This is a genomic window from Lysobacter hankyongensis (genome assembly GCF_039543145.1).
Taxonomy (GTDB): Bacteria; Pseudomonadota; Gammaproteobacteria; order Xanthomonadales; family Xanthomonadaceae; genus Lysobacter_I; species Lysobacter_I hankyongensis.
In genome coordinates, this window is the sequence record NZ_BAABJE010000023.1 from 91,556 (window position 1) to 116,835 (window position 25,280).

At 69.0% G+C, this 25,280-nt stretch carries 24 protein-coding genes and 1 tRNA gene; 6 read left to right on the forward strand and 19 right to left on the reverse strand.

The annotated features are described in order from the left end of the window. Nucleotides 1–42 precede the first annotated feature (42 nt). From ABD974_RS17540 to ABD974_RS17555, 4 genes are all read left to right on the forward strand, one after another. Complete coding sequence (locus ABD974_RS17540; protein WP_345304638.1) at nt 43–684, forward strand: methylthioribulose 1-phosphate dehydratase; 642 nt, start codon at nt 43–45, stop codon at nt 682–684. A 344-nt stretch (nt 685–1,028) separates the two neighbouring features. Continuing rightward, nucleotides 1,029–1,586, forward strand: coding sequence for a 1,2-dihydroxy-3-keto-5-methylthiopentene dioxygenase (locus ABD974_RS17545; RefSeq protein WP_345304639.1), 558 nt, complete (start codon nt 1,029–1,031; stop codon nt 1,584–1,586). A 148-nt stretch (nt 1,587–1,734) separates the two neighbouring features. After that, nucleotides 1,735–2,430: an acireductone synthase gene (gene mtnC / locus ABD974_RS17550; RefSeq protein WP_345304640.1), complete on the forward strand. Its 696-nt coding sequence runs from the start codon at nt 1,735–1,737 to the stop codon at nt 2,428–2,430. Nucleotides 2,431–2,434: 4 nt separating this feature from the next. After that, nucleotides 2,435–3,388 carry a C13 family peptidase gene (locus ABD974_RS17555; protein ID WP_345304641.1) on the forward strand — a complete coding sequence of 318 codons (954 nt, stop codon included), beginning with the start codon at nt 2,435–2,437 and terminating at the stop codon, nt 3,386–3,388. A gap of 10 nt (nt 3,389–3,398) precedes the next feature. Here ABD974_RS17555 and ABD974_RS17560 read toward each other — a convergent pair whose 3' ends face one another. Both ABD974_RS17560 and ABD974_RS17565 read right to left on the reverse strand, forming a co-directional pair. Further along, nucleotides 3,399–3,995: a YdeI/OmpD-associated family protein gene (locus ABD974_RS17560; RefSeq protein WP_345304642.1), complete on the reverse strand. Its 597-nt coding sequence runs from the start codon at nt 3,993–3,995 to the stop codon at nt 3,399–3,401. A gap of 2 nt (nt 3,996–3,997) precedes the next feature. Then, the gene (locus tag ABD974_RS17565; protein WP_345304643.1) at nt 3,998–5,620 is read right to left on the reverse strand and encodes a calcineurin-like phosphoesterase C-terminal domain-containing protein; all 1,623 of its coding nucleotides are present in this window, start codon (nt 5,618–5,620) and stop codon (nt 3,998–4,000) included. 124 nt (nt 5,621–5,744) lie between these two features. On the opposite strand from ABD974_RS17565, the gene ABD974_RS17570 reads away from it, so the two are divergent. Further along, nucleotides 5,745–7,574, forward strand: coding sequence for a diguanylate cyclase (locus ABD974_RS17570; RefSeq protein WP_345304644.1), 1,830 nt, complete (start codon nt 5,745–5,747; stop codon nt 7,572–7,574). Between the two features lie 427 nt (nt 7,575–8,001). Here the strand turns inward: ABD974_RS17570 and ABD974_RS17575 are convergent, their stop codons facing one another. The 14 genes from ABD974_RS17575 to hisS form a co-directional block, all read right to left on the reverse strand. After that, nucleotides 8,002–8,649 (reverse strand): PH domain-containing protein, encoded by a 648-nt coding sequence (locus tag ABD974_RS17575; protein WP_345304645.1) that lies wholly within the window; start codon nt 8,647–8,649, stop codon nt 8,002–8,004. Between the two features lie 149 nt (nt 8,650–8,798). Further along, complete coding sequence (hisIE, locus tag ABD974_RS17580) at nt 8,799–9,413, reverse strand: bifunctional phosphoribosyl-AMP cyclohydrolase/phosphoribosyl-ATP diphosphatase HisIE (RefSeq protein ID WP_345304646.1); 615 nt, start codon at nt 9,411–9,413, stop codon at nt 8,799–8,801. 8 nt (nt 9,414–9,421) lie between these two features. Further along, nucleotides 9,422–10,192 (reverse strand): imidazole glycerol phosphate synthase subunit HisF, encoded by a 771-nt coding sequence (gene hisF, locus ABD974_RS17585; RefSeq protein ID WP_345304647.1) that lies wholly within the window; start codon nt 10,190–10,192, stop codon nt 9,422–9,424. Beyond that, on the reverse strand, nt 10,186–10,929 hold the full coding sequence (gene hisA / locus ABD974_RS17590) for a 1-(5-phosphoribosyl)-5-[(5-phosphoribosylamino)methylideneamino]imidazole-4-carboxamide isomerase (RefSeq protein ID WP_345304648.1): 744 nt from the start codon (nt 10,927–10,929) through the stop codon (nt 10,186–10,188). Before hisA ends, hisF begins: the two co-directional genes overlap by 7 nt. Beyond that, nucleotides 10,926–11,585, reverse strand: a complete 660-nt coding sequence (gene hisH, locus ABD974_RS17595) for an imidazole glycerol phosphate synthase subunit HisH (protein WP_345304649.1) — start codon at nt 11,583–11,585, stop codon at nt 10,926–10,928. Before hisH ends, hisA begins: the two co-directional genes overlap by 4 nt. Further along, nucleotides 11,582–12,655 carry a bifunctional histidinol-phosphatase/imidazoleglycerol-phosphate dehydratase HisB gene (hisB, locus tag ABD974_RS17600; protein ID WP_345304707.1) on the reverse strand — a complete coding sequence of 358 codons (1,074 nt, stop codon included), beginning with the start codon at nt 12,653–12,655 and terminating at the stop codon, nt 11,582–11,584. The genes hisH and hisB overlap by 4 nt, the downstream gene beginning before the upstream one ends. 5 nt (nt 12,656–12,660) lie before the next feature. Next, complete coding sequence (gene hisC / locus ABD974_RS17605) at nt 12,661–13,770, reverse strand: histidinol-phosphate transaminase (protein WP_345304650.1); 1,110 nt, start codon at nt 13,768–13,770, stop codon at nt 12,661–12,663. Then, the gene (hisD, locus tag ABD974_RS17610; RefSeq protein ID WP_345304651.1) at nt 13,767–15,116 is read right to left on the reverse strand and encodes a histidinol dehydrogenase; all 1,350 of its coding nucleotides are present in this window, start codon (nt 15,114–15,116) and stop codon (nt 13,767–13,769) included. The genes hisC and hisD overlap by 4 nt, the downstream gene beginning before the upstream one ends. Then, a complete protein-coding gene (gene hisG, locus ABD974_RS17615; RefSeq protein WP_345304652.1) occupies nt 15,113–16,033 on the reverse strand; it encodes an ATP phosphoribosyltransferase in 921 nt (306 codons plus the stop codon). Before hisG ends, hisD begins: the two co-directional genes overlap by 4 nt. Nucleotides 16,034–16,043: 10 nt before the next feature. Next, complete coding sequence (locus ABD974_RS17620; protein ID WP_345304653.1) at nt 16,044–16,370, reverse strand: YerC/YecD family TrpR-related protein; 327 nt, start codon at nt 16,368–16,370, stop codon at nt 16,044–16,046. Nucleotides 16,371–16,484: 114 nt separating this feature from the next. Continuing rightward, nucleotides 16,485–17,405: an EcsC family protein gene (locus ABD974_RS17625; protein WP_345304654.1), complete on the reverse strand. Its 921-nt coding sequence runs from the start codon at nt 17,403–17,405 to the stop codon at nt 16,485–16,487. A gap of 16 nt (nt 17,406–17,421) precedes the next feature. Next, nucleotides 17,422–19,314, reverse strand: a complete 1,893-nt coding sequence (locus ABD974_RS17630) for an HAL/PAL/TAL family ammonia-lyase (protein WP_345304655.1) — start codon at nt 19,312–19,314, stop codon at nt 17,422–17,424. Between the two features lie 18 nt (nt 19,315–19,332). Next, a complete protein-coding gene (locus tag ABD974_RS17635) occupies nt 19,333–19,614 on the reverse strand; it encodes a hypothetical protein (RefSeq protein ID WP_345304656.1) in 282 nt (93 codons plus the stop codon). Between the two features lie 9 nt (nt 19,615–19,623). Continuing rightward, entirely contained in the window at nt 19,624–21,009 is a 1,386-nt protein-coding gene (hisS, locus tag ABD974_RS17640) for a histidine--tRNA ligase (RefSeq protein WP_345304657.1), read from the reverse strand. 156 nt (nt 21,010–21,165) lie between these two features. Between hisS and ABD974_RS17645 the strand changes: the two genes are divergently transcribed. Further along, nucleotides 21,166–21,242: transfer RNA gene (locus ABD974_RS17645), tRNA-Pro, on the forward strand. A gap of 118 nt (nt 21,243–21,360) precedes the next feature. Here the strand turns inward: ABD974_RS17645 and ABD974_RS17650 are convergent. The 3 genes from ABD974_RS17650 to argH are packed head-to-tail and all read right to left on the reverse strand — an operon-like array spanning nt 21,361 to nt 25,148. After that, nucleotides 21,361–22,626 (reverse strand): glutamate-5-semialdehyde dehydrogenase, encoded by a 1,266-nt coding sequence (locus tag ABD974_RS17650; RefSeq protein ID WP_345304708.1) that lies wholly within the window; start codon nt 22,624–22,626, stop codon nt 21,361–21,363. Nucleotides 22,627–22,654: 28 nt separating this feature from the next. Continuing rightward, complete coding sequence (proB, locus tag ABD974_RS17655; protein ID WP_345304709.1) at nt 22,655–23,860, reverse strand: glutamate 5-kinase; 1,206 nt, start codon at nt 23,858–23,860, stop codon at nt 22,655–22,657. Next, nucleotides 23,835–25,148, reverse strand: a complete 1,314-nt coding sequence (argH, locus tag ABD974_RS17660; protein WP_345304658.1) for an argininosuccinate lyase — start codon at nt 25,146–25,148, stop codon at nt 23,835–23,837. The genes proB and argH overlap by 26 nt, the downstream gene beginning before the upstream one ends. Nucleotides 25,149–25,280 lie beyond the last annotated feature (132 nt).

Consider the following 25,280-nt stretch of genomic DNA (forward strand, 5'->3'; position numbering starts at 1 on the left):
TCACCGCCTGGCGCAGGACCGGGTTCCGCTAAACTCGCAGCCATGAACGCCCACGACGCCCCCTTCGATACCGCCCGCCTGCAGGTGCTGGCCGACGACATCATCGCCAACGTCCGCGAGCTGGCCCTCGCCGGCTGGACGCCCGCCACCAGCAGCAATTTCTCCCAGCGCCTGGACGACCGCCACGCCGCGATCACCGTCTCCGGCCGCGACAAGGGCCGGCTGACACGCGACGACATCATGGTCGTCGACTTCGACGGCAAGGCGGTCGGCAGCGATCACCGCCCGTCAGCCGAAACCCTGCTCCACACCCAGCTCTACCGGCGGTTCCCGGAGGTCGGCTGCGTGCTGCACACCCATTCGCACAACCAGACCGTGGCGTCGCGCCTGTACGGCGACGCCGGCAAGGTGCATCTGGCCGGCTACGAACTGCTCAAGGCCTTCGCCGGCAACCAGACCCACGAGACCGAACTCGATCTGCCGGTGCTGCCGAATACCCAGGACATGCCTGCGCTCGCCGCGCAGGTCGAAGGCCTGCTCGACGCCGGTCCGCTGTGGGGCTATCTGATCGACGGCCACGGCCTGTACGCGTGGGGCCGGAGCATGGCCGAGGCGCGGCGGCATCTGGATGCGTTCGAGTTCCTGATCGGTTGCGAGCTGGACCTGCTGCGGCTTCGCCGCTGAACACGCCGGCGCATCACCACCACCAGCCGCAGGCGCGGCCCGGTCGACACCGCCAACAACGTGCTGCCTGGGCCGGCTGCGAGCTGGACTTGCTGCGGCTTCGCCGCTGATCCGCACTCCGCACGCCCCTGTAGGAGGGGCTTCAGCCCCGATCTCTTCCCTCAGCAAAGCTCGGGGCTGAAGCCCCTCCTACGAGGCCTCCTGTCCCTCCGCAAAGCTCGGGGCTGAAGCGAAACCCGTTCCCGCGGACGCCCGCGCATCGCGGCATTCCACTGCGGAGATTGATCGCCTCCGGATGCGGCCCCATCATGGCGCGACCCACGTCACCGTCCGGAAACACCGCCATGAGCCGCCTGCGCATCTTCGCCGACGACCGCCCCGACGTCCCGCTGTCGGAAACCCGCGACCACGCCGCGATGGCCGCCGAACTGGCGAAGCTCGGGGTCGATTTCGAGCAGTGGACCACCACGCAGTCGATCGCGCCGGGCGACGCGCCGGAGACGATCATCGCCGCCTACAGGAGCGACATCGACCGGATCAGCGCCGAGCGCGGCTTCACCACCATCGATGTCGTCAGCATCGCCCCCGACAATCCCAATCGCGACGCGATGCGCGCGAAATTCCTCGACGAGCATTATCACGTCGAAGACGAGGTCCGCTTCTTCGTCGCCGGCAGCGGGCTCTTCAGCCTGCACGTCGACGGCAAGGTCTACGAAGTGCTGTGCGAGGCCGACGACCTGATCTCGGTGCCGGACAAGACCACGCACTGGTTCGACATGGGGCCGGAACCGAGCTTCGTCGCCATCCGCTTCTTCCAGAAGGCGGACGGCTGGGTCGGACATTTCACCGGCACCGACATCGCGCAGCGGTTTCCGCGGTATGAGGTGGGTCAGGCGACGTGATGCTCGTCGAATTCGCAGGCTGGGTCATCGACCCGGCCCAATCCATGCAAATGCCGGGTCGATGACCCAGCCTACGAACCTGCGCTCGGGATGACACCGGATCCATGACCGGCATCGGCCAACACGAACTTCGGAACGCAACGCATTCATGCTGATCCTCACCGACATCGAAGGCACCACCTCCTCCATTTCGTTCGTGAAGGACGTGCTGTTTCCGTACGCACGGCGCGCGCTGCCGGCATTCGTGCGCGCGCGCGGGCAGGAGCCGGAGGTGCGGCGCTGGCTGGACGCCGTGGCGACCGAGCATGGCGCGGTCTGCAGCGACGCGGTCATCGTCGAGATCCTGCAGGGCATGATCGACGAGGATCGCAAGCACACCGCGCTCAAGGCGCTGCAGGGCATGATCTGGAGCGACGGTTACGACAACGCCGACTTCAGCGCCCACATCTATCCCGACGCTGCGGCGCAGCTGCGCGACTGGCATGCCGCCGGCATTCCGCTGGCGGTGTACTCCTCCGGCTCGGTGCCGGCGCAGAAGCTGTTCTTCGGCCACACCGACGCCGGCGACCTCACCGCGCTGTTCGAGGGCTGGTTCGACACCGAGGTCGGCCACAAGCGCGACGCCGGCAGCTATCGCGAGATCGCGCGCCGCCTCGGCCGCCCCGCCGGCGACATCCTGTTCCTGTCCGACGTGGTCGAGGAGCTCGACGCCGCGCGCGAGGCCGGGATGCGCACCGCGCTGATCGACCGGCGCGAGGATTATCCGCAGCCGCGCCTCGGCGACGCCGCCCACGGCCACGCCCGCGTCGAGCGTTTCGACGCGATCGATACGGAGCCTGCCTGAGGCCATGAACGCCCGCCTGCTGCCGTTCGTGTTGACGCTCGCGCTGGGCCTGTCGCACGTCGGCGACGCGCTGGCGGCCGAGAAGATCAAGGGCATGTCCGATCCAGGCCTGTACGAGCGCGAGCGCGCACGGGTCGCGGCGGCGGTCAACGCGCTGGTCCCGCAGCGCCCGGGCAAGCCCGATCTGTACGTGGTCGGTTTCGGCGGCGACAGCAGCGAGGACGTGTTCCGCAACGAAACGGAATACCTCGAAAAGTTGATGTCGCAGCGGTTCCGCACCCAGGGCCGGGTGATCGCGCTGATCAACCACAACGACAGTCTGGTGCGCACGCCGCGCCCGCTGGCGACCCTGGAAAACCTGCGCGGCGCGCTCGCCGGTATCGGCAAGGTGATGGATCCCGAGCAGGACGTGCTGCTGCTGTTCATGACCCTGCACGGCACGCCCGATCACCGGTTGTTCGTGCGGATGGCACCTGCCTATCTCGATCTGATCACTCCGGAAGAACTGCGCAAGGCGCTCGACGATGCCGGCATCCGCAACCGCGTGCTGGCCCTTTCGGCCTGTTTTTCAGGCGGTTTCGTGCCGGCGCTGAAGGAACCGCACACGCTGATCCTCGCCGCGGCGCACCGCAACCGCACCTCGTTCGGCTGCGGTCCGGATTCCGACGCCACCTATTTCGGCCGCGCATGGATGATCGAAGGGCTGAACGAGACCACCGATTTCGTCGCCGCCTTCGAATCCGCGAAATCGCGCATCGACGCACGCGAGCGCGCCGAAGGTTTCCGGCCGTCGAAGCCGCAGATCGAAATCGGCGAGGCCATCCTGCCGCGACTGCAGGCGTGGCGCGATCAACTGGTGCCCGGCCCCGCGGTGCCCTACGACTATCCCGTGCCGGCGCGGACGCCCGCGCAGGACACCACCGAGAAAAGCGGAAAGACGGCGGGCGCGAAGAAGTGATGTGCCGGCGTCAGTGCAGTTTCTCGCCGCGCGCCAGCATCGCCACCAGGGTCTCCACCCGTTTCGCCTTCGTGTCCGGCTTTTTCGCGGTCTGGACGCGCCAGCACACGGCGTAGCGGTTGGTCTTGTCGAGCGTGTCGAAAAACGCGCGCGCCTTCCGGTTCTTCGCCAGCGCCGCCGCCAGTTCTGGCGGCGTTTCCATGTTGCGTGCGCCGTCGTAAGCGGCCTCCCAGCGGCCGTCGGCCTTCGCGGCCTCGATCTCTCGCAGGCCGCCGTCGCGCATGCGGCCCGCGGCGATCAGGCGTTCGGCGTGACCGATGTTGATCTTCGACCACAGCCCCTTCGGCCGCCGCGGCGTGAACCGCTGCAGGAAATACGCAGCGTCGAAACCGCGCTTCTGGCCGTCGATCCAGCCGTGGCACAGCGCCACGTCCAGCGCGCCGGCGTAGGTGACGGTGGCGATGCCGGAATCCTTCTTCGCGATCTTCAGCCACAGCCCCTTAGAGGCCGCGTTCGCGCACAGCCAGGCCTCGAACGCCGCGTCGTCGGCGAACGCCAGCACCGGCAGATCGTCGGGCAGCGATGCGGGCGTGGGTGTGTCGGCCATGCTCATTCCTCCGCGTCGTCGAGACGATACCTGGTTTCGGCGCGCAGTTCGCCGCGCCAGGCATCGAATGCGCGCACCTCGATGCGATGTTCGCCCGCCGCCAGGTCGGTCGGCAGCGTGCCGCGCCAGAGATGCGCCGAGGTCGTCGCTTCCGGCGATCGATCGTAACCGCGCAGCGTCTCCGCATCGGCGTCGCGCAGATTCTCGCGCAGCAGGTTCGGATCGGGCGCGAGCACGCGGCGCATCGGCATCCATTCGCCGCCGTCGATGCGGAACTCGACGCGATCGTCGCGTCGCCCCATGTAGACGTTCGCGTACACGCCGTAGGCCGGATACGCATCGCGCCGCAGCACTTTCGGCGCATGCAGGCCGATCGCCGGATCGCCCGCGGCGCGGGCGACGTGCCAGCGCAGCGCATAGTCGCCGCCGCGCGCGATGCGCAGGCTGGCGTAACCGTTCGGTGTGCCGTCGGCCATGGTGGTGTCCGGAATGCCCGCCGCATCCTTCGCGCCGGTCCAGAACGCACCGCAGGCGGCGCCGGCGTTGTACTCGTGCAGCGGCGCCGCGCCGTGCCAGTCGCTGCGCGCATCGTGCATCCAGTGCTGCTGCGTGTGGCTGTGGCCGCTCAGGATCAGTACGTGCGGGAAGTCCTTCAGCAGTGCGAACAGGCGCGCGCGATCGGCATCGCGGAAGGTTTCGCGACCCTCCATCTCGAACAGCGGGATGTGCATGCCCAGCACCAGCAGGCGATCCTTCGGCACGCGCGGCAGATAGGCTTCGAGGAAGGCGAACTGGTCTTCGCGGAATCCACCGATGTACCCGGGCCGCTGGCCCGGCGAACGCGATGGCAGGTAGATCACGTCGTCGAGACCGACGAACACCGCCTCGTCTTCTTCCCAGGCGAAGGTATCGGGGCCGAAGGTGTTGCGATAAGTGAGCAGCGAATCCTCGTCGCGGGCGACATCGAAATCGAGATCGTGATTGCCGGCGATGTGCAGCCACGGCACGCCGATGCGGCGGGTCTCGGCATTGAGCGCCGGATACAGATCCAGCGCATCGTCGACGACATCGCCCAGGGTCAGGCCCAGCTCGGGCGCGCCCAGCGTGTCGTCCCGCGTTTCGGCGAGCACGCTGTCGACGATGTCGCGGGCGTAGTAGCCGACCTCCTTGCGGGTCGCGACCTGCGAGTCGGCGAAGATCCGCACATCCAGCCGACCGTCGCCCGGCGGCATCCGGCGCAGGGCGATGTCGAAGCGCGCCGGCGGCGCGGCGGCGACGATGCCGCCGTACTTCACCGCCGGCGCATCGGCGGTCGGCACGTGCCGCCAGAGACCGGCGCGGGCCGGATCGTCGCCGGGCAGCCGCCAACCCGCCGGCTTGATCGCGAAGACCGTCTGCCCCGGCGCCACGGCCAGCCGATAACGCCCAGCCGCATCGCTGACGGCCAGCGCGCGACCGTTCGAGACGGCCACGTCGGGAATGCCGGGTTCGTCGCGATCGCGGCGGCCATCGCCGTCGCGGTCGTCGAACACGATGCCGGCGAGCGCGCGCGGCGCATCGGCGGCGACCGCCTGCCCGATGGCGCAACAGCAAGACAACAACACAATGCCTGCGCGGAATCGCATCGCCACCTCTATTTCTGGCCGGACCAGTACAGGATTATGCCCGCGTCGAGCTTCCGCGCGGAGGCCGTCGGCGAGGTTCAGGTGCAGTAAGATCGGCGCTTGTACCGAGGGCGAGGGGGGAGGCATGCCGTTTCGACGCATCTGGCTGCACGCCATCGTGGCTGCGACCCTGCTGCTGTTCGCGATGTGCTGCCACGCCGCGCCGCCACCGGCAGCGCTGGACCCGGGCACCGAGTCGATGCCGCTGACGCCCTACCTCAGCCATTTCCACGACAAGAGCGCCGGCGATTCGGCCGACAACGCCTGGCAGCGATTGGCGCGCGGCGATTTCGAACCCGTGCCCGACGGCAAGACCGCGTTCGGTTTCCAGCGTGGCGCCTACTGGTTCCATGCGCGCCTGGTCAACCGCAATCCCGCCGAGCCGCACTGGATGCTGGTGCAGCGCTTCGCGCTGATCGATCGCATCGACCTGTACGTGCGCTACCCCGACGGACGCGTCGTGCATCAGGCCAGCGGCGATCATCTGCCGTTCTCGGCGCGCAGCATTTCCTATCGCCATCCGAATTTCCGCATCGACCTGCCGCCCGGCCAGACCGTCGACGTGCTGGTGCGCACCCAGAGCGAAAGCTCGATGCAGGTGCCGCTCGACCTCTACACCCCGGCCGCGTTCACCTCGCTGTCGCGCGACGCCCAGTTCGTGATGGGCGTGTACTACGGCATCCTGCTGGCGCTGTTCGTCTACAACCTCGTGCTGTGGCTGACGCTCCGCGACGCGAGCTATTTCTGGTATCTGTTCCACATCTCCGCGTTCGGCCTGGTGCTGTTCACGCTCAACGGTTACAGCTTCGAGTATCTGTGGCCGCGCAACCCGTGGCTGGCGAACGTGGCGGTGCCGCTCTCGATCTGTTTCGCCATCATCGGCATGCAGCAGTTCGCGCGCACCTTCCTGGAACTGCCGAAACGCTTCCCGCGCGGCAACCTCGTCAGCTTCGGATTCATCGGTTTCTGCATCGCGCTGGGCATCGCGTCGCTGTGGCTGCCCTACAGCGCCTCCACGCCCTGGGCCACCCGCGCGGTGATCGTCAGCGTATTGTGGACGGTGACCGCCGCGATCGTGGTGCTGCGCCGCGGCTACATGCCGGCGCGGCTGTTCCTGGTGGCATGGGCGCTCTTTCTCGCCGGCACCGCGATGATCGCCGCCCTCGCCTTCGGCCTGTTGCCGAAGAACATCATCACCGAGTACGGGGTTCAGATCGGTTCTGCGCTGGAAATGCTGCTGCTGTCGATCGCGCTGAGCTACCGCTACGCCTCCCTGCGCAACGAGAACGAACGGATCGCCGCGGAAGCGAACCAGCAGCTGGAACGCAAGGTGGCGCAGCGCACCCAGGAAGTGCGCAGCGCGCTCATGCAACTGGAGGACGCGCATCGCCGCCTGCGCGATTCCAGCCGGCGCGACGGCCTCACCGGGCTGTACAACCGCACCCATTTCCACGAGAGCTTCGAGTCGCTGCTGAAGGAAGGGCGCGATCAGGCGCGACCGGTGTCGCTGCTGATGATCGATCTCGATCACTTCAAGTCGATCAACGACCGCTACGGCCATCTGGTCGGCGACGACTGCCTGCGCTGGGCGGCGCAGCGCATCGGCCAGGCGCTGCGCGCGTACGAAACCTCGGTGCTGGCGCGTTTCGGCGGCGAGGAATTCGTCGTGGTGTTGCCCGGCCACGATCTGCACAGCGCGGTGAACGTGGCCGAGAGCCTGCGTCGCCGGCTGGTCGAAGAGCCCTGCGTCAGCGGTCCGCATCGCCTGCGGGTGTCGGCGAGCATCGGGGTGCATACGGTCGATGCCGGCAGCGAGACCGATTCCGACGCGGCGCTGTCGGTCGCCGATCAGGCGCTGTACGCGGCGAAGGCGAACGGCCGCGACTGCGTGCGGACGTCGATCACGGCGGCGTGAGGCTGCAGGTATTCGGACGACACTGTCACTGTGTCGTCGATCACGCAGGATCGGAAACCAACATCGTCATCCTCGCGCAAGCGAGGACCCATGCATGCGAGCGGCTGAAGGTTGGGTCCTCGCTTGCGCGAGGATGACGTCTCTTTTCGAGCGCGTCGACCACGAAACAGCACGCCTGCCACGACCCGACGCAATGAAACGGCAGAAACACGGGCGACACGACCGCTACGTTGTCGATAACACGGGATCGAAAGCAAACACCGTCATCCTCGCGCAAGCGAGGACCCATGCATGCGTGCGGCTGAAAGCTGGGTCCTCGCTTGCGCGAGGATGACGTCGCTTTTCAATCCGACCCAACCGCCCTCGCGAAACAGAAAAAGGGCCCGCGATGCGGGCCCTTTCGTCGTTCGAACCGACAGGATCGGGATCAACCGCCCGGAATCGGCGGCGGTGCGGACGTACTGGTGATGTTGTGGATATACCGCTCGAACACCCGGGTGTAATCGCGGGTGGTGTGACGGTCCAGCACCGCGGCGTTGAGATTGTCCAGCACCGCATTGTAGTGCGAGACCACCCCGGCTTCGCCGCCGAGATTGTTGAGCTTCAGCATGCTTCCCATCGCGTCGAGCGTGCGCACCGCGTTCTCGCGCGAGATGTTGTCGCGGACCTGCTGGCGCCCGATCGCGATCAGCGCCTTGTAGATGTCCTTCAGCTGCTCGATGAAATTCTTGCGGATGTCGATGCTGAAACCGGTCTCGCCGAGCGAGAACTTCAGCTCAACGTCCATGTCGATGGTGCCGGCGGTTTCGATGGCGACGTAGCCGACGCGATAGTTCGCGTACTCGTAGCGCTTGATCATGCGCTTGCTCGACACCGCGGAATCGCCGTCGACGTGGATCAGGGCGAGGTTGGTGAAGCAGTATTCGTCCTTCTTCGACTTGATCAGGAAGAAGATTTTCTCGCCGTCTTCGTGGAAGAGATAATCGTCGGCGTCGACCTTGTCGTAGTCGGCCGGGGACACGATGACGCCGATGTCGCTGATGCCGAGGGCTTCTGCGGCGAACTTCTTGAACACGCGGATCTCCTTGGGGGATGGCCCGCCGCCGGGACGGCGACGGTCGCGCGAAATCTAGCAAAAAGATCCGACGCGCGATGCCATGACCGATGGCCTATGGAGTCGCCGCATGGCGCCCATATCTGGTGTCTCTTGACCGTCCCGCGGGGTCACCCGCGCCGCGTGTCCAGCACCGCGCGGACATCGTCCAGCGACAGTCCGCGCGCCTGCAGCAGCACGATCAGGTGATAGAGCAGATCGGCGGCTTCGCCGAGCAGCGGCGCATCCTCTTCCGCCACCGCGGCCAGCGCGGTTTCGAGGCCTTCCTCGCCGACCTTCTGCGCGATGCGCTTGATGCCGGCGTCGAACAGCTTCGTGGTGTAGCTGCCGGCCGGGCGCTCGGCGTGGCGCGTGCGGATCAGGGCCTGCAGCGCGCCGAGCGTGTCGCCGGGCGCATCCGGAAAACAGCTGACGCTGCCGAGATGGCAGGTCGGGCCGTGCGGACGCGCCTGCACCAGCAGGGTGTCGCGGTCGCAGTCGGTTTCCAGCCGCACCAGCGCGAGCACGTGGCCGCTGCTTTCGCCCTTGGTCCAGAGCCGGCCCTTGCTGCGGCTGAAGAACGTCACCTGGCCGCTGTCGAGGGTTTTCGCCAGCGCTTCGCGCGACATGTAGCCGACCATCAGCACGCGCAGGGTATCGGCGTCCTGCACCACCGCCGGCAGCAGGCCGTCCTGCTTGTCCCAGGCCAGCGTCTCGATGTCGAGGGCGGCCGGCTTCGTTGCCATCGTTTCGTTCACAGCCGCACCTCGATGCCCTGCGCGCGCAGATCGCGCTTGAGTTCCGGAATCGCGATCGCACCGGAGTGGAAGACGCTGGCCGCCAGCGCGGCATCGACATCGGCCTCGCGGAACGCGTCGAGGAAATGTTCGACCGCACCGGCGCCGCCGCTGGCCACCAGCGGCACCTCGCAGATCGCGCGCACCGCCTTCAGCTGTTCGAGGTCGTAGCCCCTGCGCACGCCGTCGCTGTCCATGCAGTTGAGCACGATCTCGCCGGCGCCCAGCGCCTGCGCTTCGCGCACCCAGTCCAGCGTGGCCTTGCCCGGCGCCCGCGTGCGCTCGGGATCGCCGGTGTAACTGCGCACGCGCCACACGCCGTCGGCGTCGCGGATCGAATCGATGCCGACCACCACGCACTGGTTGCCGTAGGCCTCGGCGATCTCGGCGATCAACTGCGGCCGCTCCAGCGCCGGCGTGTTGATCGAGACCTTGTCGGCGCCGGCGAACAGCACGCGGCGCGCGGTGTCGACGCTGCGGATGCCGCCGGCGACGCAGAACGGGATGTCGATGACCGAGGCCACACGCTCGACCCAATCGACGTCGACCGCGCGCCCGTCCGGACTCGCGCCGATGTCGTAGAACACCAGTTCGTCGGCGCCCTGGTCGCGATAGCGGCAGGCGAGTTCGACGATGTCGCCCATGTCGACGTGATCGCGGAAGCGCACGCCCTTGACCACGCGGCCGCCGCGCACGTCGAGGCACGGCACGATGCGGACGCTCAGCATGCCAGCGCCTCCTCGACCGTGAGCCGGCCTTCGAGCATCGCCTTGCCCAGCACCGCGCCGGCGCAGCCCGCATCGCGCGCAGCGATCACGTCGGCGACATCGCGCACGCCGCCGCTGGCCTGCAGCGCGAACCCGTCGCCGCGCGCGATCACGCGCCGGTACAGATCGAGATTCGGCCCGAGCATCATCCCGTCGCGGGCGATGTCGGTGCACAGCAGATGCTTCGCGCCGGCGTCGCGGTAGAACGACAGGCAGGCGTCGAGATCGAGCGGCGCGCGCTCGGTCCAACCGTGGATCGGCAACTGCCACACGCCCGTCTCGTCCTGGCGCGTGTCCAGCGCGATGGTGATGCGCTCGGCGCCATGCCGCCGCAGCCAGTCTTCGACGCGCGCCGGTTCGCGCACCGCCAGCGAACCGACGACCACCCGCGACGCGCCCGCGTCGAACAGATCCACGATCGCGGCTTCGTCGCGCACGCCGCCGCCGGTCTGCACGCGCAGGCGACCGTCGTCGGCGATCCGGCGCAGCAGCGGCGCGAGCGTGTAGCCCCCGGCCCGCGCGGCGTCGAGATCGACCAGATGCAGCCAGCGCGCGCCGGCATCGGCGTAGCGCATCGCGACCGCGAACGGATCGTCTGCGTAGCGCGTCTCGCGCGCGTAGTCGCCCTGCAGCAGGCGCACGACGCGACCGTCGCGCACGTCGATCGCGGGATAGGCGGTGAAGGCGGCGTCGTTCATGCGGGAAGCTTCAGGAAATTGTCGAGCAGTGTCAGGCCGGCCGCGGACGAGCGCTCGGGATGGAACTGCGCGCCATAGCGCCGTCCCTGCCCCACCACCGCGGCGAAACGCTGGCCATGGTCGGTGTCGGCGAGCACGCAGGCATCGCTTTGCTCATCCGCGAACACCGCATAGCTGTGCACGAAGTACGCATGCGCACCGTCGTCGATGCCGTCGAGCAGCGGCGTGGTCCGCCCCTCCGCATCGACACGCTTGCGCAACCGGTTCCAGCCCATGTGCGGCACGCGCAGCCCGGGGCCGCCGGCGAGTTTGCGCACGCGGCCGGGCAGCAGACCGAGGCACGCGACATCGCCCTCTTCCGAACGTTCGAACAGCAACTGCATGCCGACGCAGACGCCGAGCAGCGGCGCGGTGCTGGCGCGCAGCGCGGCGTCGAGACCCCGCGCGCGCAACAGCGCCATCGACGGCGCCGCGGCGCCGACGCCAGGAAGAATGATCCGTTCGGGTTCGCCGAGCGCATCGGCATCGCGCACCAGCCGCGGCGCCGCGCCGATACGCTCCAGCGCATAGCGGACCGATCCGAGATTCGCGCCGCCGGCATCGATCAGCGCGAGATCGCCGCCGTTCGGACGGCCGGCACCGGAACCTGCGTTCACAGCGTCCCCTTGGTGCTCGGCAGCGCATCCCCTTCGCGACGGATCGACTGCCGCAACGCGCGCGCCACCGCCTTGAAGCAGGCTTCGATCTTGTGATGATCGTTGTCGCCCTTCACCGACAGATGCAGGTTGAGGCCCGCGGTTTCGCACAGCGAACGGAACACGTGCGGCACCAGTTCGGTGGCGAGGTCGCCGACCTTTTCGCGCTTGAATTCGCCGTCGAACACGAAATACGGGCGGCCCGACCAGTCGAGCGCGGCGGAGGCCTGCGCTTCGTCCATCGGCAGGGTGAAGCCGTAACGCCCGATGCCCTTCTTGTCGCCCAGCGCCTGGCGCAGGGCCTGGCCGAGCGCGAGCGCGGAATCCTCGACCGTGTGATGTTCGTCGATATGCAGGTCGCCATCGCAGTGCAGGCGCAGCGCGAACCCGCCGTGCTTGCCCAACTGCTCCAGCATGTGATCGTAGAAGCCGAGGCCGGTCTTCACTTCGGGATCGGCCTCACGATCGAGATCGACCTCGACTTCGATTTTCGTTTCCTTCGTCGCGCGCACCACCTTCGCGGTGCGCGGCACGTCGACCAGCGCGTGCGCGATCTCCGCCCAGTCGACACCGTCGCCGAACTGCGGCGACTTCAGCTTGAAACCGCGGATGCCGAGATTCGCGGCGAATTCGATGTCGGTCTCGCGGTCGCCGACCATCGCCGAGCGCGTCCAGTCGATGCCGCGGTCGCGCAGCAGCGGCTGCACCAGTCCCAGCCGCGGCTTGCGTGTCGGCGCGTTCTCGTGCGGGAAGCTGCGGTCGATGAGCGTATCGCGGAAGCGGATGCCCTGGCTCTCGAAGATCTGCACCATCAGCGCGTGCGGGCCGTCGAAATTCGCCTGCGGAAAGGCGTCGGTGCCGAGCCCGTCCTGGTTGGTCACCATCACGAACTCGTAGCCGGCGTCGCGCAGCCGCAGCATCGCCGGAATCACGCCGTCGACGAAGGCCAGCTTGTCGTAGGCGTCGATCTGGAAGTCCGCGGGCTCGCGGATCAAAGTGCCGTCGCGGTCGACGAACAGGATGGGTTTCATCGCGCTCATGCCGCGGCCTCGACCGGCTGCAGTGCGGCGAACACCGCGTCGTTCTCGTCCGGCGTGCCGATGGTGATGCGCAGCGCGTCGCCGAGTCCCGGCGAGGCGCGCATGTCGCGCACCACCACGCCCGCGGCCAGCAGGCGGCGATACGCGGTCTCGGCGTCGTCGAAACGCGCGAGCAGGAAATTGCCGGCGCTGGGATACACCCGGCGCACGCCGGCCAGCGACTGCAGTGCGGCGAGCATGCGGCCGCGCTCGGCGCGGATCCGCGCGGCGCGTTCGGACGCCTGCGCCAACGCTTCGGGCGACAACGCCCGCAGCGCCAGCGCGGCGCAGGGCTCGGGCACCGGATACGGCGCCTGGCAGCGGCGCAGCACCTCGATCAGCGCCGGATCCGCGAGCAGGCAGCCGATCCGCGCGCCGGCGAGCGCATGCAGCTTCGACAGCGTGCGCAGTACGGCGATGTTGGGATATTCGTCGATCAGCGACGCCGCCGACGGCGCGTCCGCGTATTCGATGTAGGCCTCGTCGACCACCACCAGCGCGCGTCCGACGAGCATCTGCGCCATCGCGCGGATCGCTGCGAGCGGAATGAGTTCGCCGGTGGGATTGCCGGGCGAGCACAGGAACACGATCTTGGCGCGACGCGCGGTGGCGAGGTCGCGCATCGCGGCGAGATCGGCGATCCAGCCGTCGGCGTAATCGCGCAATGGCGCTTCGATGATCGGCGCACCCTGCAGCCGCGCGCAGACCGCGTACATGCCGAACACCGGCGGCGCGATCACCACCGGATCGTGTTCGGCGCGGCACAGCGCGCGCACCAGCAGATCGATGGCCTCGTCGCTGCCGCGGCCGATCAGCAGTTGTTCCGGACGCACGCCGTACACCTCGGCCAGCCGCGCGCGCAGCGCGTCCGGCTGCGGCTGCGGATAACGTCGCAGCGCACCGGCGCCATCGGCCGCGTTGGTCCACGGCGATTCGTTGGCGTTGAGCCAGACCGTACCCTCGACCTTGTGGCTGCGCGCCGAGGAGTATCCCGCGAACGCACGCAGATCCTCGCGCACCAGGTCGAGCACGCCCGGCTTCGGATGCGTCGGCGACGGCGTGCTCATCGTGGGTTGTCCAGCGCCGCGATGCGGATCGACACCGCACTGGCGTGCGCCTGCAAGCCTTCGGCCTCGGCGATCCGCACCGCGCTCGGCCCGATCCTGCGCAGGCCTTCGGCGGTCACGTTCTGCACGCTGATCGCGGTCTGGAAGCTGGTGACCGACAGCCCGCTCCACGCGCGCGCGGCGCCGCCGGTGGGCAGCACGTGATTGGTGCCGCTGCAGTAATCGCCCAGGGCTTCGGCAGCATAATCGCCGAGGAATACGGAACCCGCGGCGCGCACCCGGCTCAACCATGCTTCCGGCGCGCGCAGCGCGAGGATCAGGTGCTCGGGCGCATAACGGTTGCTGACCTCGAACGCCGCCTCGATCGACGGCACCAGAATCAACCGCGACTGCGCCAGCGCCCTGCGCGCGATGTCGGCGCGCGGCAGGCGCGCGAGTTGTCCGGCGAGTTCGGCGGCGACGCGCGCCATCAGCGGGCCCGAATCGCACAGCAGGATGACCTGCGAGTCCGGGCCGTGCTCGGCCTGCGACAGCAGATCGGCGGCGACGAAGGCCGGGGTGGCGCCGCCGTCGGCGATCACCAGCAGTTCCGACGGGCCGGCCGGCATGTCGATGGCGGGGCCGCCTTCGACCGTCGACACCTGGCGCTTGGCCTCGGTCACCCAGGCATTGCCGGGGCCGAAGAGTTTGTCGCAGGCCGGCACCGTTTCGGTGCCGATCGCCATCGCGGCGATGGCCTGGGCGCCGCCGAGCTTGAACACCCGGCTCGCACCGCAGTGACGCGCGGCGAACAGCACGGTCGGATCCGCGCTGCCGTCCGGGCGCGGCGGCGTGCAGACCACGACTTCGTCGCAGCCGGCGATGCGCGCGGGCACGCCCAGCATCAGCATCGTCGACGGCAGCGGCGCGCTGCCCGCGGGAATGTACAGCCCCACCCGGGCGATCGGCCGCACGATCCGCGCGCAGTGCACGCCTTCGGCGGTGTCGACCGCGTATTCGCGCGCGCCGCTTTCGCGATGGAAGGCGTCGATGCGCTCGGCGGCATCGACGATCGCCGCCTTCAGCGACGGATCCAGCGCAGCCTCGGCCGCCTCGAATTCCGCAGCCGAGACTTCGAAAGTCTCGAGCACGGCGTGATCGAGCAGACGGGTGAATTTGCGCAGCGCGGCGTCGCCGTCGGCGCGGACGCGGGCGACGATCTTGCCCACGCCCAGGCGCACGGCGGCGGCGGAATCCTGGGTCGGCCGGCGCAGCGCCGCGCGCTGTCCGTCCGCGTCCAGGCTGGCCCAGGTCAACAGATTGAGATCGATCCGGTTCGCGAGCGCAGCGCTCTTCGACGTCGTCATGCCAACATCCTCTCCACGGGCAATACCATCAGGCCGCGCGCACCGGCGCGTTTCAGATCCTCGAGCCGCTGCCAGGTCATCGCGCCATGGCACAGCGCCTGCACCGCGACATCGCCGCCGGGCTGGCCGTCGAGCGGGGTGACCGTCGGCGGCTCGGCATCGGGCAGCAGTTGCATCAGGTGCGGGAGGACCGCGCGCGGAGCTTGCAGCATCAGCAGCTTGCTGTCGCGAATCTTCATCACACCGTCGAGACGCCGCAGCAGCAGTTCGGCGATTCCGGCGCGCACGTCGGCGAAGCTTTCGGTCGGGCCGGCCAGCACCGCCTCGCTGTCGAGCACCACTTCCACCGGCTTGAGCTGGTTCGCGGACAGGGTGCCGCCGCTGGAGACCAGATCGCAGACCAGGTCGGCCTGCCCCAGCCGCGGGGCCAGTTCGACCGAGCCGGACATCAGCACCACGGTGGCGTCGATGCCGCGCTGCTGCAGCCAGCGGCCGAGCAGCGCGGGATAGCTGGTGGCGATGCGCTTGCCGGGCAACTGGACCTCGGGCTGCCAGTCCCAGGCCTCGGGAATGCCGAACATCAGCCGGCAGCGGCCGAAGCCGAGGCCGCGCAGCTCGCGGAACGGCCGCGGCTGCCCGCGGCTTTCGCGCTCGTACTGCTGTTCGATCAGGACGTTGCGGCCGACCATGCCGAGGTCGCAGACGCCATCGGCGATCAGGCCCGGGATGTCGTCGTCGCGGACCAGCAGCAGATCGATCGGCAGCGACTCGCCGTAATAGAACTGCTTGTCGCGGCTCTCCTGCCAGCTCAGGCCGGCGGCGGCCAGCAGCGCCAGCGCGGGCTCGCTCAGGCGCCCGCTCTTCTGGATCGCGATGCGCAGGCGATCGCGCTCGTTCGGCGCGGTGGTTCGTTGCATGGTGTTGTCCTCAGGCGCTGCGGCGTTTGGGCCGCGGCAGATGTTCGATGGCAAGTGCGTAGCCGCCGCTGCCGCGTTCGAGCGTGCGCGCGACCCGACCGATGGTGGTCACGCTGACCAGGGTGCGGTCGTGGATTTCGCGGTAGGGCACGCCCTCGACCAGCAGCGGCACCACCTTCCAGCGATCGGCCATGGCTTCCAGCTCGGCCGGGGTGCACAGGTCTTCGAGGAAGGCGCGCACGTGCGCCGGTGTCGTCAGCCCCGCCAGCGCACGCGACAGCGCATCGAGGTCGGCCTCGGCGTCGCGGTCCGGAACGGGCTGGGGGCGGTGTTTCATGGCGGATGGCCGGGAGACCCGGTGGCACTCATGTATTAACGTGCTAATACGTTAACGCGTCGGGACATGCCGGGTCAAGCCGGTCAGCGCCGGACCGCAGGCGTTGCGAGACGATCAGGGCATCGGCTTGGGCAGCACCGGCACCGGTGGGGCGCGACGAGCCCGTGCGAGGCGGCGGAATTCGGCTTCGATGGCCGCCGCGCCATGGCGCGCTTCGAGCCGGCGGACGATGAAATGGCCGCGGGCCATGTTCTGGAAGTGATCGGTGAACAGGGCGTTGATGGTCGCCCCACCGGCCGCGCCGACGATCGGGACCATCTGCGCCGCCGCCTTCTCGGAGAACACCACGCCCAGGCGCGCGGCCACCGCCTTGACCACCTTGGTCAGCAAGGCGCCGGCCTCGCTGGCGGCGACCGAACGCTTCGCGGCATGCGCGATCAGCGCCGGACCGGCGCCTTCGGTCGCGGCCTCGATCATCGCGCGGGTCGCGTAGTAGCCGGTCTCCGCCGCATCGTCCGCGGCGCCGGTACCGCCGAGCGAGAACACCGCGATGCAGTCCCGCTGCACGCTCGGATCCGCAAGGGAAAACCCTTCGCTGCGCGCGACGTCGGCGATCGCCCGCAGCATCACCGTGGTCGAAGCCGGAATCTCCACCAGCAGCCCGGTCCAGCCGAAGAAACCGCCGGCGGCGCCGGTGGCGGCGGCGACCGCCTTGTGCATGCGCGTCGATGCCTTGCGCTCGGGGGCGTCGTCCATCTTCCACAGCGCGACCTGCGCCGATTTTTCCAGCGCGGCCTCGACCGCCCCGTGGATGCGCCGCGACGCGCCCTTCGGCAGTTTCGCCAGCAGCTTCTCGACCGGCGTGCCGACCAGCGCGGCGATGCGCACGGTCAGCGAGGGCGTGGTCAGCAGCGCGACCGCGCGTTCGAGGTCGGCGAGATCTTGCCCCGCGAGGTCTTGCCCCGCGAGATCATGTCCGGCAATGCCCTGCGGCATCTGCGCGGCGGCCGCGGGAATGACGTCCTGTCCCGACATCGCGCGGCGCCCGGACTCAGCGCGCCTGCCGGACCGCCGCGAGCACCCCGCCCTCGCGCACGACCGCGAGCATCGCGGCGAGATCGATGTCGAGCGCACGGTCGCGTTCGAGGAACGGCACGCGCTCGCGGATCGCAGCGTGCGCCGCGGCGACCGCGACGCCCGGATGGAACGGTTCGGCGGCGGACAGCTCCGCGCGCAGCGCCTCGACCTCCGCCAGGAAGGCGTCGTGCCCGGGCGTGCCCGGCAGCGGGCCGCCCTGCACCTTCGCGGCGAGCCCGGCGGCATCGGCGCGATCGGCGAGATCGCGCGCGGCGTTGATCATGTCGCGACGCAGATCCAGCGCCTGCGCCGCGGTCATCAGCTCCAGCGCCAGCACCTTGCCCAGGTCCTCGACCATCGCCAGCACGTGGCGCGCTTCGTTCGCGCCCATCGACACATGGTCCTCGGCGTTCGCGCTGGTCGGAATCGAATACACCGATGCCGGATGCGCGCGGCTGGCGAGATCGTTGACGATCGCGGCCGCGGTGTACTGCACGATCATGAAGCCGGATTCGGTCGCGTCCTCGTTGCCGATCAGGAACGGCGGCAGGCCGTCGCTGGTCGCGGGATCCACGAGCTTGTTGAGCCGGCGTTCGCTGATCGACGCCAGCACCGGGATCGCCGCCTTCACGTAGCTCATCGCCAGCGCCAGCGGCATGCCGTGGAAGTGGCCGGCGGAAATCACCTGCTGCTCGACGTGCTCGGCGCGCGCATCCGGGAACACCAGCGGATTGTCGGTGACCGCGTTCAATTCGATGTCGAGCACGCGCCGCGCCTGCGCCGCGGCGTCGCGCACCGCGCCGTGCACCTGCGGGATGCAGCGCAGCGAATAGCTGTCCTGCGGCTGATGCTTCTTGCCGCCGCGGAAAGGCTTGAAGCGGCGATAGAACTTCTCGCGGCCATGGCGCTGATCGGACGGCACCCAGTCCCAGCCGATGTCGAAACTCAGTGTCTGTGCGTCGGTGGTGTCCCAGCTCTTCGGCAGCCACGGCCGGAATTTCGGCACCAGATGGTAGGGAATGTCCGCCAGGGTCGAGCCTTTGAGCAGATCGCGCAGGTTCGCGGCGCTGTCGACCTGGCCCGGATGCGGACGCAGGGCGTGCACGTCCTCGGCGAAGGCGCCGAGGCGTCCGGCGAAGGCGTCGAGGGTCATCGCCGCGGCGAGATCGGCGGTGTCGAGCATCTCCTCCAGACGATGCAGCGCGAGCACGCCGGTGGCGAGCATCTGCGCGGTGCCGTTGTTCAGTGCGAGGCCTTCCTTGTACGACAGCGAGACCGGCGCGAGACCGGCGCGCTTCAGCGCCTCATCGCCGCGCAGGCGCTCGCCCTCATGGAACGCTTCGCCGCCGCCGAGCAGCACGATCGCCAGATGCGACAGCGGTGCGAGATCGCCCGACGCGCCGACCGAGCCGAGCTGCGGCACCACCGGCACCACGCCGGCGTTGAGCATCGCGGTCAACGCCTGCAGCGTCTCCACGCGCACGCCGGAATGCCCGCGCAGCAGCGTGTTGATGCGGATGCACAGCATCGCGCGCACGACATCGGCGGCGAACGGTTCGCCGACGCAGACCGCATGCGAAATGATCAGGTTGCGCTGCAGCTCCTCGTGCAGCGAACGCCCCGACGGCGTCGCGCCAGGCAGCTCGTCGCGCAGCGGGTGGGCGCCCAGCAGCTTGTCGGCATTGCTGCCGAAACCGGTGGAAACGCCGTAAATGGGCTCCTCGCGACGCACCTGCTCGGCGAGGAAGGCGGCGGCGTGCGCGACGTTGCGCAGCGCGGCCTCATCGAGCATCACCTGCGCGCCGTAGGCGACTTCGACCAGCTTGGCGCGGGTCAGGGAACGTCCGTCGAGACGGATGGGTTTCACGATCGACTCTCCACTATCTCAATGGCCATGATCGTCGGCGATACCCAACCGGCGATCCGCTTCTTCACGTCTTGCCTTGCTTTCTGCGATCTCGCGACGCAGCACCAGCATGTACAGATACAGCGCCCAGAGCGACAGCCAACCGAAGACGATGCCGAGAAACATCCCGAAACCGAAAAACTCGCCGATCCATCCGCAGATCACGATCAGCACGACGATGAAGGCGGCCGCGCGTATCCACGCCAGCACGAAATCGAAAAGAATCGATCTCAGCACTCGCCTGAGCAGTGCGGACTCCATCGTTCGTCGTCAACCGCCCTGCACAGGCAGCGCGCGCCATTGTTCGCGCTCGACCAGCAGGGTGCGCGCGAGCTCGGCCTCGGCGACCTCGAACTGCTCGCCGCGACGCAGGTCCTTCACCGCGACCACGCCCTTCGCCGCCTCGTCGTCGCCGCGAATCACCACGAAGCGGATGCCGGCGCGGTCGGCGTACTGCATCTGCTTCGCGAGTTTGCGCGGTTCGAGCTGGGTTTCGACGTTGAGACCGGCGGCGCGCAGCTTCTGCGACAGCGACAGCGCGGCTTCGAGGCCGGCGTCGTCCATCAGCGACACCAGCACGTCGACCGAACTGTCGGCGGTCTTCACCAGCCCCGCCTCGCGCAACTGCCAGAACAGACGCGTCAGCCCGATGGAAATGCCGACGCCCGGCAGCTTCGACTTCGTGTAGTGGCTGGCGAGATTCTCGTAGCGGCCGCCGGAGCAGATCGAACCGATCTCCGGATGCGCGTTCAGCGTGGTCTCGTAGACGATGCCGGTGTAGTAGTCGAGGCCGCGGGCGATCGAGAGGTTCAGCGCGAAGCGGTCGTCGGCGACGCCCAGCGCGCGCAGCTGGCGCAGCACCTCGCGCAGCTCGGCACGGCCTTCCTCGAACAGCGGCGTGCCCGCGCCCAGCGCGTCGAGCGCGGCCTGCGCCGCGTCGTGGCCGACGGCGCGCACGCGCGAGAACGCGAGCAGGGTGTCCGCGACTTCGGCCGCGAGGCCGAAGCCCTCGCCCACCAGGGTCGCGCGCACCGCGTCTTCGCCGCGCTTGTCGAGCTTGTCGATCTCGCGCAGCACCGCGACCTGGCGTTCGCCCTCGCCGATGCCCTGGCCCTCGAAGAAGCCGCGCAGCAGCTTGCGGTGGTTGAACTGGATGGTGAACTCGCCGATCGCCAGCGCCTCGAACACCGAGGCGATCACCGCCGGGATCTCGGCGTCGTGGCGGGTGCTCAGCGCATCCTTGCCGATCACGTCGATGTCGCACTGGTAGAACTCGCGGAAGCGGCCGCGCTGCGCGCGCTCGCCGCGGTACACGCGCTGCATCTGGTAGCGACGGAACGGGAACGCGAGATCGTGCTCGTGCTCGGCCACGTAGCGGGCCAGCGGCACGGTGAGGTCGAAGCGCAGCGCCATCTCCGGCAGGCCCTCGGCGCCCTTTTCGAGGCTGCCGGTCGACTGCACGAAATACACCTGGCGCTCGGTCTCGCCGCCGGTCTTGGTCAGCAGCACCTCGGACAGCTCCATCACCGGCGTCTCCACCGGCAGGAACCCGTAGCGCTCGAAGGTACGACGGATGGTGTCCAGCATCCGCTGGAACGCGATCTGGTCGCGCGGCAGCAGTTCGAGGACGCCGGGCGGGGTACGCGGCTTGATCAAGGGGAACTCCGGGGCATGCAGCTGAAGGCGCAAGTTTAGCGGCTGGCCGGCCCCGCGGACCGGGCCGGGATGCCCCCACCCCCGGCCATGGCGGCCGTTTGGCGCCCGGGCTTGCCGAACAGGGTGTCGGGTCCTTAGAATACGCGGCTCGCATGTCGGGGTGTAGCTCAGTCTGGTAGAGCGCTACGTTCGGGACGTAGAGGTCGCAGGTTCGAATCCTGTCTCCCCGACCAATCGATTCAACGAAAACGCCAGCCGCAAGGCCGGCGTTTTTGTTTGTCCGCCAATAGGGTGCGCCCTGGCGCACCGGCTTTCATCGCGCATCGGTCGATCGGTGCGCCGGGGCGCACCCTATGAAGCCGGTGCGTGCTTCAGATTCCGCGTCTGCCCTGCCCCGCGCACCACGAAGCGCTCGATGGTCAGCGATTCCGCGCCCATCGGGCCGTAGGCGTGCAGGCGCGTGGTGGAAATGCCGATCTCGGCGCCGAGGCCGAGTTCGCCGCCGTCGGAGAAGCGCGAGGACGCGTTGACCATCACCACCGCGCTGCGCAGGGCGTGGACGAAACGCGCGGCGGCGGCTTCGTCGCGGGTGGCGATGACTTCGGTGTGATCGGAGCCGTGGCGGCGGATGTGGTCGATGGCCGCATCGAGCGAATCGACCACGCGCACGGCGATCACCAGATCGAGGAATTCGGCGTCCCAGTCGTCGTCGGTCGCCGGCACCGCGCCGGACATGTGCGCGAGCGCGCGCGGATCGGCGCGCAGCTGTACGCCGCGTTCGCGCAGCATCGCCGCGGCGCGCGGCAGGAATGCCTCGGCCATGTCGACATGCACCAGCAGCGTTTCCAGCGAATTGCAGGCGCTGGGCCGCGCGACCTTGCCGTCGAGCAGCAGATCGAGCGCGAGATCGGGATCGGCGGACGCGTCCACGTACAGATGGCAGACGCCCTTGTAGTGCTTGATCACCGGCACCCGCGCATGTTCGGCGACGAAGCGGATCAGGCCTTCGCCGCCGCGCGGGATCGCGAGGTCGACGATATCGTTGAGTCGCAGCAGTTCGACCATGGTCTCGCGGCGCAGATCCTCCACCAGCGTGATCGCCGCCGGCGCAATGCCGTGCGCCTGCAGGGCACGCTGCAACGCAGCGGCGATCGCCACGTTCGAGCAGATCGCTTCCGAGCCGCCGCGCAGGATCACGCCGTTGCCGGCCTTCAGGCACAGCGCCGCGGCGTCCGCGGTCACGTTCGGCCGCGCTTCGTAGATCATCGCAATCACGCCCAGGGGCACGCGCACGCGTTCGATGGCGATGCCGTTCGGCCGCGTCTCGCGGCGCGTGACCATGCCGACCGGATCGGGCAAGGCCGCGACTTCGCGCAGCGCGTTCGCGATCCCCGCGAGCCGCGCGGGATCGAGTCTGAGCCGATCGAGCATCGCGCCACCGGTGCCCTTCGCTTCCGCCACGCGCAGGTCCTCGACGTTCGCTGCCAGGATCGCGTCGGCATCGGCGTCGAGCGCATCGGCCATCGCGTGCAGCAATGCGTCCTTGGCGTCGGTCGACAGCGCGGCCACGGCCTGCGCGGCGTCGCGGCAGGCGAGCGCGAGCGCGCGGATGGCCATGGGATCGTTCGTGGGATCGTGCGTGTTGTCAGACATCCTGCGGCTCCTGCGCGTTCGCGGCGTGCAGCGAGAGATCGTCGCGGTGAACGATGGTGTCGCCGTAGTTGTAGCCGAGCACGCTTTCGATGTCCTGCGAGCGCCGGCGGGCGATGCGGCGGATGTCGGCGGCGGAATACTGGGTGACGCCGCGCGCGACCGGTGCGGCGTGCGCAGCGTCGGCGCGGACGATCTCGACCAGATCGCCGCGGCGGAATTCGCCGCGCGCATCGGCGACCCCGATCGGCAGCAGCGACGCGCCCTTGCCGGTCAGCGCCGCGGCGGCGCCGGCATCGATCACGATCGCCGCGCCGGGTTCGACCGGCGCATGGCGCAGCCAGTGTTTGCGCGCGGCGATCCGGCTGCGACCGGCGACCAGCCGGGTGCCGGTGAGCCGGTCCTCGCCGAGCGCGTGCGCGACCGCGGCGCGGGTGCCGTTGAACAGCACGGTATCGATGCCGGCCGCGCCCGCGCGCTGCGCAGCCAGGATCTTGGTGCGCATGCCGCCGGTGCCGACCGCACTGCCGGCGCCGCCGGCCATGGCGAGAATGTCGTCGCCGGGCGCGACCACCGTCTGCATCGGTCGCGCATCGACGTTGGCGCGCGGATCGCGGTCGTACAGGCCATCGATGTCGGTGGCGATGAACAGCACGTCGGCATCGATCAGCGCGGCGACGATCGCGCCGAGGGTGTCGTTGTCGCCGAGCTTGAGTTCGTCGACCGAGACGGTGTCGTTCTCGTTGACGATCGGCAGCGCGCCGCAGCGCAGCAGTTCCTGCAGCGTGGCGCGCGCGTTGAGATAACGGCGGCGGTTGCGCACGTCGTCGTGGGTGAGCAGCACCTGCGCCACCGGCTGCGCGAACAGGCCCTGCCAGAACGCCATCAGCTTCGCCTGTCCCAGCGCCGCCAGCGCCTGGCGCTCGGCCATCGCCGCGCCCGGCCGCGGCGCGGCATGCAGCATGGCGCGCCCCGCGGCGACCGCGCCGGACGACACGATCACCACCTCGCGCCCCTGCGCGCGGCAGGCGTGCACGAACGCCGCGAGATGCACCGCATGCCGCGGCGACAACCCGCCATCGCCGGCGAGCAGGCTGCTGCCGATCTTGAGTACCGCGCGCTTCCACGCGGGAATCGTCTGTTCGGCGAACGCGATGCGCGTGGTCATGGTGGCCTCAGGCGTCGCCCGATCGCGCGACATGCCGTACGGCGCGCAGTCGCGCGGCGAGCGCATCCAGCCGCAGATCGGCCGCAGCGCCGGGCGACACGCGCGCCTGCAGACTGGCCTCGGGATCGCCCTCCGCCCAGCGCGCGGGATCGGCGGCCTGTTGGTAGGCCTCGCGGAACGGCAGGCCCTGGCGCGCGAGATCGACCGCGAGATCGGTCGCGTACATCGACGGATCGAGCGCGGCGCGCATCGCGTCGGCCTTCCATTCGAGGTTGCGCAGCAGATCGGGCAACAGTTCCAACGCGCCGAGGCCGCGGCCGAAGGCGTGGAAGATCGCGCCCTTGCCGAACTGCAGATCGCGGTGGTACCCCGACGGCAGCGACAGCAGTTGTTCGATTTCGGTGCGCGCGGCGGCGGCGCTGGCGTAACTCGCACGCATCAGTTCGACCACGTCGGGGTTGCGCTTGTTCGGCATGATCGAACTGCCGGTGGTGTACTGCGCCGGCAGCGCGACGAAGCCGAACTCGGCGCTGGTGAACAGGCTCAGGTCCCAGGCGAGGCGGCGCAGATCGAGCAGCGCCGAGCACAGCGCCTCGATCGCCGCCATCTCGAATTTGCCGCGCGACAGCTGCGCATAGGCCGCGGAGACCTGCAGCCGGTCGAAACCGAGCGCGCGGGTGACGTGATCGCGATCCAGCGGCAGGTTCACGCCATACCCGGCGGCGCTGCCCAGCGGATTGGCGTCCACCCACGCCAGCGTGTCGCGCGCGCGCTGCGCGTCGTCGATGAAACCTTCGGCCCAGGCCGCCCACCACATGCCCAGCGACGACACCACCGCGCGCTGCAGGTGGGTGTAGCCCGGCAGCGGCACCGACGCTTCGGCATCGGCGCGCGCCAGTGCGACCTCGGCGCTTTCGATGCACAGCGCGTGCAGCCGCGCGAGCCGGTCCTTCAGCCACAGCCGGGTCGCGACCAGGATCTGGTCGTTGCGGCTGCGTCCGGTGTGGATCCTGCGTCCGGCATCGCCGAGGCGTTCGATCAGCCGCGCCTCGATCGCCGAATGGCCGTCTTCGAAACGTTCGTCGAGGACGAAATCGCCGTTGCCGAAATCCTCGGCGAGATTCGCCAGCTCGATCTTGATGCCCGCGAACTCGTCGGCGGCGAGGATGCCGATCCGCAGCAGGCCTTCGGCATGCGCGAGACTGGCCGCGATGTCGAACGGAAAGAATTCGCGATCGAGGATCACGTCTTCGCCGGCGAGGAAGCGCTGGATGCGCGCATCGACCTTGACGCCGGGTTTTTGCCAGAGGAGATCGCTCATGGGGCTGTTCTCGGAAAAGGGGGTTTGCAGATCAGCGGAGGCAGCGAAGGAAACCCACCGTCATCCTCGCTTGCGCAAGGATGACGGCCATTCGGCATTGCGCAGGATCGAACTCACGCGCGCAACAGAATT